General features: G+C 58.7%; 11 protein-coding genes. 10 read left to right on the forward strand and 1 reads right to left on the reverse strand.

The genetic code is table 11. The features are described from left to right. Positions 1-21 precede the first annotated feature (21 nt). Positions 22-981, forward strand: a complete 960-nt coding sequence (egtD, locus tag FHS92_RS00415; protein ID WP_246351708.1) for an L-histidine N(alpha)-methyltransferase — start codon at positions 22-24, stop codon at positions 979-981. Positions 982-983: 2 nt separating this feature from the next. Further along, positions 984-2,177: an ergothioneine biosynthesis protein EgtB gene (egtB, locus tag FHS92_RS00420; protein ID WP_343056608.1), complete on the forward strand. Its 1,194-nt coding sequence runs from the start codon at positions 984-986 to the stop codon at positions 2,175-2,177. Here the strand turns inward: egtB and FHS92_RS00425 are convergent. After that, positions 2,174-2,797, reverse strand: coding sequence for a flavodoxin family protein (locus FHS92_RS00425; protein ID WP_184076475.1), 624 nt, complete (start codon positions 2,795-2,797; stop codon positions 2,174-2,176). The genes egtB and FHS92_RS00425 overlap by 4 nt on opposite strands. Before the next feature lie 146 nt (positions 2,798-2,943). Between FHS92_RS00425 and FHS92_RS00430 the strand changes: the two genes are divergently transcribed. The 8 genes from FHS92_RS00430 to FHS92_RS00465 all read left to right on the forward strand — a co-directional run bounded on the left by FHS92_RS00430 (position 2,944) and on the right by FHS92_RS00465 (position 11,881). Further along, positions 2,944-4,146 (forward strand): acyltransferase family protein, encoded by a 1,203-nt coding sequence (locus FHS92_RS00430; RefSeq protein WP_184076477.1) that lies wholly within the window; start codon positions 2,944-2,946, stop codon positions 4,144-4,146. A gap of 187 nt (positions 4,147-4,333) precedes the next feature. Next, the gene (locus FHS92_RS00435; RefSeq protein WP_184076479.1) at positions 4,334-4,993 is read left to right on the forward strand and encodes a TetR/AcrR family transcriptional regulator; all 660 of its coding nucleotides are present in this window, start codon (positions 4,334-4,336) and stop codon (positions 4,991-4,993) included. 101 nt (positions 4,994-5,094) lie between these two features. Beyond that, a complete protein-coding gene (locus FHS92_RS00440) occupies positions 5,095-6,099 on the forward strand; it encodes an MBL fold metallo-hydrolase (RefSeq protein WP_184076481.1) in 1,005 nt (334 codons plus the stop codon). A 36-nt stretch (positions 6,100-6,135) separates the two neighbouring features. Beyond that, the gene (locus FHS92_RS00445) at positions 6,136-7,413 is read left to right on the forward strand and encodes a cytochrome P450 (protein WP_184076483.1); all 1,278 of its coding nucleotides are present in this window, start codon (positions 6,136-6,138) and stop codon (positions 7,411-7,413) included. 180 nt (positions 7,414-7,593) lie between these two features. Continuing rightward, positions 7,594-7,779 (forward strand): hypothetical protein, encoded by a 186-nt coding sequence (locus tag FHS92_RS00450; protein WP_184076485.1) that lies wholly within the window; start codon positions 7,594-7,596, stop codon positions 7,777-7,779. Continuing rightward, positions 7,779-8,786 (forward strand): NADPH:quinone oxidoreductase family protein, encoded by a 1,008-nt coding sequence (locus FHS92_RS00455; RefSeq protein ID WP_184076487.1) that lies wholly within the window; start codon positions 7,779-7,781, stop codon positions 8,784-8,786. Before FHS92_RS00450 ends, FHS92_RS00455 begins: the two co-directional genes overlap by 1 nt. A 40-nt stretch (positions 8,787-8,826) precedes the next feature. Further along, positions 8,827-9,381: a VOC family protein gene (locus FHS92_RS00460; RefSeq protein ID WP_184076489.1), complete on the forward strand. Its 555-nt coding sequence runs from the start codon at positions 8,827-8,829 to the stop codon at positions 9,379-9,381. Positions 9,382-9,622: 241 nt separating this feature from the next. After that, positions 9,623-11,881: a TonB-dependent receptor gene (locus FHS92_RS00465; protein ID WP_184076491.1), complete on the forward strand. Its 2,259-nt coding sequence runs from the start codon at positions 9,623-9,625 to the stop codon at positions 11,879-11,881. Positions 11,882-11,961 lie beyond the last annotated feature (80 nt).

The raw sequence follows: 11,961 nt of genomic DNA on the forward strand, positions 1-11,961 counted from the left end.
TCGGCAGCAGAGGAGCGGGAATTGGCAGATATACTTACGGAAACACGATCCGACTTTCTGGAGGCTGTCCTTACCGGCTTGTCGCAGATGCCCAAGGTTATCCCGGCGCGCTATCTTTATGATCGGCGTGGGTCGGAATTGTTTGAGCAAATCACATGCCTGCCCGAATATTACCCGACCCGCACCGAAATCGGCCTGCTCAAGGCGCATGCACACGACATCGCCCGGCTGGTGGGCGTCGGCGGAGCGGTGATCGAGTTTGGATCGGGATCGTCCGTCAAGACGCCGTTGCTGACAGATGCGGTAGATGCGTCCGTCTATGTGCCGATCGACATTTCGCGTGATTTCCTCCGGGAAGCCGCACGTTCGTTTGCGCGCGCCCATCCGACCATGACGGTGGCACCGCTGGCGGGCGATTTTACCCGGCCGCTCGCGTTGCCCCCTGCGGTGGAGGGACAGCGCAAGCTGGGCTTTTTCCCCGGCTCGACCATCGGCAACCTGACGCACAGTGCTGCGGTGGACATGCTCCGATCCATGGCGGAAACGCTGGGAGAAGGGGCTTTCATGGTGATCGGCATGGATTGCCGGAAGAACCCCCGGATCTTCGAAGCGGCTTATGACGATGCAGCGGGCGTAACCGCAGCATTCAATCTGAACATTCTAAAACGGCTCAACAGTGAGCTTGACGGTTCCATCCCGGTCGACGCGTTCGAGCATCGCGCGGTGTGGCATGACGGCATAGGCCGGGTGGAGATGCATCTGGTGGCGCAACGCGACATGTCGTTCCGCGTTGCAGGGAAACTCTTCGCGATGGGCGAGGGGGAGACCATCCACACCGAGAACAGTCACAAATACACCGCGGAAGAAGCGCGACTGCTGGCGCGCACGGGTGGATGGAACCCGCTTGCGATGTGGGTCGACGAGGACGGCCTGTTCGGATTGCACGTGTGGCAGGTCGCGCCCCGGCGGATGGATCCTTGAGCGTGGTCGCGCGCAGCGCGGCGCGTACCCTTCCGTCGTTCTGGATCGATCGCTACCGCGCGGTTCGCCGCGCGACCGAGGCGCTGGTGGCTCCACTTTCGCCGGAAGATTGCCAGGTGCAGTCGATGCCGGATGTCAGCCCGGCGAAATGGCATTTGGCGCATACGAGCTGGTTTTTCGAAACCTTTCTGTTGCGGCCGCATCTGCCGGGATATGCGCTCTTCGATCCGGATTTCGAGCGCCTGTTCAATTCCTACTATAACGGCATCGGGACCCCCTATCCGCGAGCTGAACGGGGGCTGCTGACCCGGCCTCCGCTGTCGGCAGTCAAAGAGTACCGGAAGCATGTCGACCGGAGCATGGCGCAATTCCTGCTCGGTGGAGATGAGAAATATAGCGAAATCATTGAGTTGGGTTTGCAGCATGAGGAGCAGCATCAGGAACTGATGCTGATGGACATTCAGCATGTTCTCTCCTGCAATCCCGCCGATCCAGTCTATTGTGTCGATGGGCCGCGCGCCGACCCGGTGGAGGGCGATCCGGAATGGCTGACATTCCTCCCCGCAGCCCTCGCGGAAATCGGGCATGGTGGCGACGGATTTGCGTTTGACAATGAAAGTCCCCGCCACCGGGCATGGATTGAGGTGTTCGAAATCGCCGACCGGCTCGTCTGTGCCGGCGACTATCTGCAGTTCATGGCGGATGGCGGCTATCAGCGGCCGGAATATTGGCTCGCCGACGGGTGGGACAGGGTGCAAGCCGAAGGCTGGACCGCGCCGCTATACTGGCAGGAAGAAAACGGGCGCTGGACCCGTTTTTCACTGCGCGGGCGGATGGCAATCGACAGCGATGAGCCGGTACTGCACATAAGCCATTACGAGGCAGATGCGTATGCGCGATGGGCGGGAGCGCGCCTGCCCACCGAGGTGGAATGGGAAATTGCCGCCGGGTCCGGCCGGTTGCGCCAGCGGGACGATAGCGCATGGCAATGGACCGCTTCGCCTTATGTCGGTTATCCCGGTTATCGCCCCCTGCCTGGCGCGGTCGGAGAGTATAATGGCAAGTTTATGAGCAACCAGATGGTGCTGCGGGGCGGCTCCCTCGCCACGCCTCCCGGACACGCGCGGCTCACCTATCGCAATTTCTTCCCGCCGCATGCCCGCTGGATGTTTTCCGGAATTCGACTGGCGCGCTAATTTTGCGAGTCCACACCTGGGTAGGGACGGTCCTTGAGCATCGTAGCAAGGTGCACGGCGTTGGATGCCAGCATACTCGCAGTCGATCGCACGATCTTCGGAACTTGCGGCAACTCGTTGAAGTCCGTGCTGCCCATCGCCTCGCCGACCCAGTAGGACACTGCGCCTGCCGGAATTGTCCAGCCGACATCGTTCAGCGCCTGATAGAGATCGGCGCTGATCCTGTGCGCGCCATCCTCATTGCCGACGATCGCCGTAACCGCGACCTTCCCAAAGCTCGGCATGCGGCCTTGCCCATCCGTCTCGCCCAGAAAAGCGTCCATCCGTTCGAGCACCCGCTTGGCAACGCTGGACATTTGGCCGAGCCAGACCGGTGTCGCGAGAATCAGGATGTCCGCTTCGAGAATCCTGCGTCGAAGGGCCGGCCATGCATCGCCTTCGCCCTCGTCGGATGTCACGCCGGGCTTTACATCCTCCTCCACGACACGGACCGTGCCAAGATTTTCAACCCCGTGTTGTGTCAATTCGCCCACGACCAGATCGATCATCGTGTCGGTAGACGAAGGCGCGCCGGAACGCGGTTTGAGGCTACAATTAAGAGCGATGCACGTAAGCGCCATGAAAAGATTCTCCGGTAGGGAAGGGCGCAGGTTCAACCAGCGTGCACGCTGTTGGTTGCGCCGGTACCGCGGGGTGCATCGGCGCTACCGGGACCCGGCGAAGGGCAACCGCCTCCATTTCGGATATATTGCGACGTTGATTGGGAATGTTCCGTAACGGGAAATCGCCAAATGCAATCGGTTGCAGAGCGCGTCGCATATTACTAGACCATTTCGGATGTGAATCTGCGGTGCTGGGGGGTCCGTTGGAACATTCGAAAAATAACATAGGTGTGCTGCGCCTGCTGCTCGCCAGCTTGGTGATTGTCAGTCACTCGCCGGAGATGGTCGATGGCAACCGATCACACGAAATCCTGAACAGCATCTTTCACACTATGTCGCTCGGCGACCTGTGCGTGGACGGATTTTTTCTGCTGAGCGGTTATCTCATTACTCAGAGCATGGAGAAGACCGCGTCGCTGCCGACCTATCTCGCCCACCGAATATTACGGATCTATCCCGGATTTATTGCCTGTTTCCTCTTGTGCGTGTTCGTGCTCGCACCGGCGCTGCGCGCGGAGATAGGAGGGCAGCTCCGGCAGACGTTCCTGACACTGGTGCTGCTGGGCACTCCTCCGGTCTACGCCGGGCAAATGCCGGGGCTCGCTGAACCGAACCAACTCAACTGGTCGATGTGGACGATTGCCTATGAATTCCGCTGCTATCTGATGGTCGCGCTGCTCTGGGCCATTGGAATAATGTCGCGCCGTGCGGTGGTGCTGGGACTGACTATACTCGCGGTGGGGGCGCATGTCGCGTCAACCTATCCAGAGGTGGCTGACAGGATGCAATGGCCGTTTCCGCTGCCCTATCGATGGCAGATACTCGGCGGCATCCCGGAAAATATCCGCCTTATGTCACACTTTCTGATCGGTACGAGCGCCTATCTGTACCGTGACGATCTGGAAAAGAATCTAACGGCCCCGATTGCGGCCCTTTTGACGGTCGCCATGCTGGGCTGCATGTTCCACCCGCACTTGGCAGACACCGCTGTGGGTCTGCTGGGCGGGTTTCCCTTGTTCTGGTTGGCGCTGAAGGCGGATTTGGGCAGGTTTCAGCGTATCAACGATCGTTGGGATATCAGCTATGGTGTCTATCTCTATGGTTGGCCGATCGGCATTACGTTGCGCTGGATCTATCCGGGTTTGGACGCTTGGCTATTGGTGAGTGCGACCCTGCCGCTGGCGCTGCTGTGCGGCGTGTTGAGTTGGCACTGGGTGGAAAAGCCCGTGAAGGGACTGCGCAAAAAGATCGATAGGAAAAGCGTGCGCTCCGATGCAGATCTCGCCCATAGCGCGTCCGGCCTTTGATGGCCGAAATCCGAGTATGGGCCGTCAGGATGAACGTTGGCGTCGTCAAAGATAATCACGGTTCCGGGCCCCGGCCGGGTCATGATCGTCGTCTAGGCAACAGGGTAGGCGCCACACGGAACCCGCATCTCGTACACTTGACCAACCGGAGCGGGTCGGCAATAGAGCGTTTTTCTCTGGAGATGGTATGGCTGCGACAAAGGGAGGAAGCTGGGACAGGCTTTTGGACGCCGCCGAGCACGTCTTCTCGGAAAAGGGATATGACGCGGCCACCACGCGACAGATCGCCGCCCTCTCCGGGGACACTCTTGGGACGCTGAGTTATCATTTCAAGACGAAGGACGTCCTCCTTCGAGAGGTGCTTACGCGGCGTTTTGAGGAGATGAACGGACTCCGCCGCGCAATGTACAACGATTTCTTGATGAAGCGCGGGGGAGGGGTCCCCGATCTGGACGAGGCGATTACCGCAATCGTCTTGCCGATGATGAAATTGGCGCTGAAGGGTGAACCGGGCTGGCGAAATTATATCAGTTTGTTTTGCCGACTGATGTACGTGACCACTGAGGATCATAATAAGATCATTCCCCAGTTGCTCGATCCGATCGGTATCGAACTCTTGGGTTGGCTGAAGGCGGCTTGTCCTCCTTCCACACATACCAACCTGGCCTATGCCTATCAGTTTATGATCGGGTGCATGCTGGACAGCGTTGTCGAGGCCAAAAATGACCGATTGAACCGCATTTCGGCAGGTGCCGCGAGCGCCGCGAATTTTTTGGCCGTGAGCGAACGGCTGCTTCCTTTCGTTATTGCCGGAACAAAGGCCGTTCTCAACATTCCTCCCCGCTGACGGAGCGACAGGATAGTGGACCTATCCAGACCAATTGCAGGTTGACAGTCGGTCGATCGTACGACAGACTGCATGAAATCAAAATTGGGAGAGTAGAGCGGATGTCGAAGTGGGCGTATAACAAGGGACTTCAGGAGATTGGACCTGGCGCATATGCTTATCTGCAGCCGGACGGATCCTGGGGTTGGAACAACGCCGGCCTTATCACGGATGGCGATCAAAGTTTACTTGTCGACACGCTGTTCGGCCTGAAACTGACCGGTGAAATGCTGGCAACAATGGCGGACGCCATTCCTGCCGCGCAAAATATCAACATTCTTGTAAATACGCATAACGACGCGGATCACATTTTCGGCAATCAGCTTGTGAAGGGCGCGCATATCCTGGCATCCAAGGCGGCAGCCGATGAATTTCTGAATGTGACGCCGGAGGACTATCGCAAGATATTTGGCAATTGGCAGGAGTTGGGGGCAGGCGCCCACTATATTCATGAGAATTGCGCGTTGACCGTTGAGGACGCTGCGGGCGTGGTCGTCACCTTGCCGCATGAAACGTTCCTGAAAGAAAAGCGCCTCAAGGTTGGCGACAAGGACGTCATCCTTACGGCAGTGGGACCTGCCCATTCAAGCGGTGACGTGCTCGTCCACTCGGTCCAGGACCGCGTTGTCTATACAGGTGACTTGCTGTTCAACCAATCGTTCCCCGTGCTTTGGGAGGGGTCTATCGAGGGGTGGATCGCTGCATGCGATCACATCCTCTCGCTCGACGTGGACGTGGTGATGCCGGGCCATGGCCCCATTGCCGAGAAGTCCAACATCGTGGAATTTCGTGATTTCATGGTTCGGTTCCGGGCGGAAACGCGAGCGCGGTTCGATGCCGGTCTGTCCATCATGGATGCGGCCCTTGAAATATCCGAACTTCCCGATCTTCCGGACTGGGATCTGCCCGAACGGATCATCGGCGCCGTGAATTTCCTTTACCGTAGGTACGGCAGCCCGGAAGCGACGGGCAATTTTCTGGAAATCTACGGGCTTTTCGATCGCTTTCTGGACAAGCGCGCGAAGCGCGCCGCTGCCGATCATTCGGCGTGCGGACATTCGCATTAGGAGAATATATTCTCAAAGAAAAAAGGAGAGAGACCGATGTCTGACGTGGCGGAAATATCCGACAAGGCATTGATGCCCCCGGCAATAGCGGAGCGTATTGTCAGTCCCGCCGCATTTGCGGAGTGGAACGGAATCAACGCGGATTTTGCGTATCTTCGGCGTGAGTTGCCATTGGCGATGGCCTCGCCCGAGGGTTATGATCCGTTTTGGGTGGTTACCAGGTACGCCGACGTGCGGGAAGTCAGCCATCAGCCTGACATATTCCCCTCCAACGGTTATCGTTGCATCTTGTCCAGCAAGGCCGCGCTGGCGGAAATGGACGCTCCCGGCGCCCCGCCTTTCCTGCGCGCGCTCATCACCATGGACCCACCGGAGCACTGGGCCAATCGGCGCCTTACTTTTGCAGATTTCGCTCCCAAGGGCGTCAAGGGTCTGGAAGAGTCGATCCGGGCCATTGCCGTTCAGTCGGTCGAGGAATTTCTGGCGAAGGGTGGATCGGCTGATTTTGTCGAGGACGCCGCGTTACGCTATCCGCTTCGCGTCATCCTGAAATTGCTGGGCCTTCCGAGCGAGGACGAGGATCACATCCTGCGTCTGACGCAAGCCTTTCAAAGCCCGCAGGATCCAGATTATGGTACGGCGGACGAAGGCGTCGCACTCGATCATAACGTGCTGGAAGACTATAAGGACTATTTCTATGCGCTGGTCGATCGGCTGCGCGCAAACCCGGACAATTCCATCAGTTCCAAGATCGCAAACGGAATGGTGGATGGAAAGCTGCTCTCGCACTGGGAAGCCATGAGCCAGATGGTCGTCGTGGCCACAGCCGGGCACGATACGACCTCGGCGTCGACAGCGGGCGCAATGTGGGCACTGGCGGAGAGGCCGGACCTGGTCGACCGTATTCGGGCTGATCGTTCGCTCATTCCGCATTTGGTCGACGAAGGCGTCCGCTGGGCCAGTCCGCTGCTGAATTTCATGCGTACCGCTGCGGTCGATTATGAGCTGCATGGCCAAACCATCCGCAAGGGCGACTGGGTCATGATGTCCTATCTTTCGGCAAACCGGGACGAGGATGTATTCGAGGATCCCGAGACGTTTTCGCTCGACCGTCCCCTGAATGTTCACCTTGGTTTCGGCCATGGCCCGCATCTTTGTCTGGGCCGAAATATAGCCAATCTTGAGATGCGCATTTTTTATGAAGAGCTGTTCAAGCGCTTGGCTTCGGTGGAGCTGGCAGGGCCGCCGACACGAACGCATTCGGCCAACCTCTGCTCGATCAAGAGTTTGCCGGTAAATTTCTCCTGTCTGTGACATAGCGAGCATCGCATCGGTCACGGAGTGTGTGATCGCGGCGTATCTCTCATGCGGCATCGGACGGATGGCGATCACGCGGTCGAACGCGCAGAAATGTCTCTGGGGCAATAAGCCGTCGGCCAATGCTGCGCACATGGAAGCCGGTGAAGCAGACGCCAAGGACCAAGGAACGAATTTATGGAAGTGTTCGATCTTGTTCGCAAAGCCGCAATCGTGGCGGCGTCACCGTGCGGCATCCGCCGTCCGATTGCCGAAGCCGGACCACGGCGTGTGATCCCGCGCGCTCGTACCGGAAAACCGCACGATGTCACCGGCCAGAAGATCCTTGCTGATGGCCCGGCAGCGGTCCGCGGAGGCTTTTGATGAAGGCGCTGCTGTCCGTGAAGTCCGGTGGGCCTGAGACGCTCGAACTGACCGAGGTTCCTACGCCGGAGCCCGGCAAAGGCCAATTGCGTGTACGGGTGCTGGCCTGCGCCCTCAACTTTCCCGACGTCCTGATCATCGAGGATAAATATCAGTTCAAACCGGAACGTCCCTTTGCCCCGGGTGCCGAAATCTCTGGGGAGGTCGACGCGGTCGGCGAGGGCGTGACCGGCTGGGCCGTGGGGGATAGGCTGATCGCTGTCATTGTGCCCAATGGCGGGCTTGCGGAACAGGTCATTGTCACGGCCGAGGCAGCCATTCCGATGCCCAAGGATGCCGACCCTGTTGAGGGTGCCGCCCTGATTTTCACTTATGGCACGACCATCCATGCGCTGATGGATCGGGGCAAGCTCAAGGCAGGGGAAACACTGCTTATTCTGGGTGCGGCTGGCGGTATCGGCCTGTCGGCCATTGAGATCGGCAAGGCTCTGGGCGCCACCGTCGTCGCGGCGGTTTCAAGTGAGGACAAGGCCGCTGCGGCGCGCGAGGCCGGTGCCGACCGCACGCTGATTTACGGCCGGGCTCCCTTTGACAAGGATGCGTCCCGTGCTTTGGCGAAGGCCTTCAAGGACGCGGTTGGCCCCGAAGGTGCCCACGTCATTTACGACCCTGTCGGTGGCGATTATGCGGAACCCGCATTGCGGAGCATCGCCTGGGAAGGGCGGTATCTGGTCGTCGGTTTCCCCGCGGGCATTCCGAAAATTCCCCTCAATCTCACGTTGCTGAAGGCGTGCGACGTGCGCGGGGTGTTTTGGGGGGCGTTCATGGAGCGAGAACCCGAACGGCACAGACGGCATGTCGATCAGTTGCTCGCCTGGTGGAGCGAGGGGCAAATCCGCCCACGCATCGACCGCGTCTATGATCTGGCCGACGGTGGCGCGGCCATCACACGCCTGGCCAGTCGATCGGCGATCGGAAAAGTCGTCGTGAAGGTCGCGTCGGATTGAACGCAATAAACAGACGTCCCTGAGTGAGCGAGGATTGCTTATGTCGAACTTTGGCTTTGGTCGCCCCAAGGATGGGCTTATTCAGATGGCGTATACCGTGCCGGATGTTCGCAAGGCGATGGCCTACTGGACCGATCATATGAACGCCGGACCATGGTATCTTGTGGAGAATTTCTCGGGCGGCGATCCGGTCTATCGGGGCAGGCCCTGTGATGCGCTGATCAACGCCGCGCTGGGCTTTGCTGGCTCGATGCAGATCGAGCTGATCGAGCTGGCCAATGATGAGCCGGGAATTCAACGTGATGCTATCCGCTCCTACGGATATGGTTTCCACCATTTCGGGCAAGCCTGCACCGATATCGAGGCGGAGCGCGCTCGCTATGAGGCTCTCGGCTATGCGAACGTTTTTCATGCCTGGATGCCAAGCGGGGATGAGGTCTATTTCATGGAGGCGTCAGGACCGGATGGATACCGGCTGGTCGAGTTAATCTCGTCCGGTCCCGTCATTGATGCCGCCTTCACCAAAATGTGGAGGAGCTCGATTGATTGGAACGGCAGTCAGCCCGTTCGTCCGTTCGAGGAGCTGTTTCAATGATCGCTCCCGCCGATCCAAGGCTTTAACAGGCGGTAATGTTCGCGGCTGCCGCCCCTTCGTTTGGTGCAAGACGGAAGGCTGCGAGCGATGCGCCAAAGGTCAGGAAATCGGAAGTGGAGAAAGCCGGAAGCAATTTGATCTTGACAGTCGGTCGTTCGTACGACAGACAAGAGGGCAATTAAGGCAGGTCGTCTCAAGGCCGCCAAACCACCGAGATTCGGTAAACAGAGGGAGGAAAAGCATGAGAGTGTCTTCAAAGTATTTCTCAGCCACATGCGCAGTCATCGCCATCGCGATGGGATGTTCAAGTTCGCTATACGCGCAAACGGACGCAGCGGCGCAGGCTGCCGACGATGATACGTCGATCGGCGACATCATTGTTACGGCGCAGAAGTCCGAAGAGAAGCTCTCGCGCGCGCCGCTCGCGGTAACGGCGCTGACCGGCGATGCTCTGGCGAAAAATCACATAACGGATGCTGCTTCCCTAGCCGCCTCGGTTCCCAGCATGAATTTTGGCATGTATGGCGGCACGGCTCGGCTTGCCATTCGCGGGGTTGGTTTCAACTCGATCAACGCGGGCGCGGAAGGGCGCGTTGCCTATTATACCGACGGCATATACTTCAGCCGCCCGGCGACCGCTCTCAGCGGCTTCTATGATGTTGCACGTGTCGAGATCCTGCGCGGTCCGCAGGGTACCCTCTACGGCCGCAATGCAACGGGCGGTGCTCTCAATGTCATCACCGCCGAACCGACGAGTGATCTGTCGGGCTATTTTACGCAGACCGTAGGCAACTATAATCTCTTCACCGAAGAAGGTGCGATTTCCGGCCCGTTGTCGGACAAGGTATCCGCACGTCTGGCGGTCAAGATTGTCAACCGCGACGGTTATGGCAAGAATTATGGTACCGGCAACGACGTCGATAACGCGGCAACGCAGAGCATTCGCGCCAAGCTGAAGTTTGAACCCACGGCCGAGACCACCATCACGGCGGCTTTCGACTATCATCATGAGAATGATCGGAACTACGGCGGCCATTATGGCGGGCAGGCTTATCCGGCTGTGTTTCCGGTCATGCTCTCCACGCTGTTGACGCGTGCGCAATTGGGCGGCCCGATCCCGCCGACGGTGCGCGACTATGATTCCCTCATCGACCCCAGCAACCGGCGCACATTCTATGGCGCCAGCCTGACAGTCGCGCATGATCTGTCCTTTGGCACGGTCAAATCCATCACGGCGTACCGCCATTCAAACTACACGGACAAATATGCCGACGGAACCGGCGACGCTACGCCGCTGACCAATGCGGAAAAATCGGACCAGATCAGCCAAGAGCTGCAGTTGTCGGGCGACTCCGACACGTTCAAATGGGTGGGCGGCCTCTATTATTTCCATGAACGCATCAATGGGCATGTCGACATTCCGCTCGGCGTGGATCTGCTCAACCTGCTGGGGCTTGGTCCCATTCCGGCGTCGCCCAACGGCTATGTCCATGGCTATTGGGCTGGTGGCATCGGCAAGACCGACACTGTGGCTGGCTATGGCCAGGTTACCTGGAAAATTACGCCGGAACTGGAGCTGACGGGCGGTGTCCGCTATGCGTGGGAACGGCACAAGGTGAAAGACTCGGTTCAGTTCGATTTCTCCGCCATGACCACGCCCAACCCGCTTTCGTCAGCGCTATTTACTCCTGCGCCCCGGTCGGATTCCGAAAAGTCCTTCACGCCGAAGGCGACGCTGTCCTACTTGTTCGCGCCGGACAGCACGGTCTATTTTACCGTGGCCAAGGGATATAAGAGCGGCGGCTTCGACCTCGGTGCGACGCAGGCTGTCGCCTACAATCCTGAAAAGCTCTGGGATTATGAAGGGGGCATCAAGACCCGCCTCTTTGGTGGACGCGTTCAGGCGAACCTCGCGGCGTTCTACTATGACTACAGCAATCTTCAGGTGTCGGTGATTGTTGGCAATATCGTCAATACGAAGAACGCTGCCAAGGCGCGGACCTACGGTTTCGAAGGCGAAATTCAGGCCATCCTGGCTCCGGGTCTCCGGCTCGATATGAATGGCAGCTATCTCAATGCGAAGTTCAAGGACTTCCGCACCGTCAATACGGATCTGCAGTCTGGTCCAGTCAACCAATATGCCGGCAACACGCTTCCCCAGTCGCCGAAATGGCAAGGACAGGCGGGGCTGGAATATACCTACGATCTCGCGAACGGCGCGTCGCTGAGGTTCCGGGGAGACGTAAACTACACATCCCGGATCCACTTCTCTCCGTTCAACATCGACACGATTTCGCAAGGGGAATACACCAAGTTTGACGGCTCGATCGATTATATCGGCGCGTCCGACAAGTGGCAGGTCGGCGTCTATGTGAAGAACATTACGGACAAGACCACCACGGCGTCCGCTGTCGCCAACAGCTTTTTGGCGAGCAACAGCCTGCTGAGCTATTACGATCCGCCGCGCACCTATGGCGCGTACGTTACCGTGCGCTTCTGAGGCCAGCGGCGCAATCTGAATACGTCGGCGCCTGGAACGGTCCGGGCGCCGACTTTAAATCCCCGGAAGCGCATATGGCG

The organism is Sphingobium subterraneum, from assembly GCF_014199435.1.
Taxonomy (GTDB): Bacteria; Pseudomonadota; Alphaproteobacteria; order Sphingomonadales; family Sphingomonadaceae; genus Sphingobium; species Sphingobium subterraneum.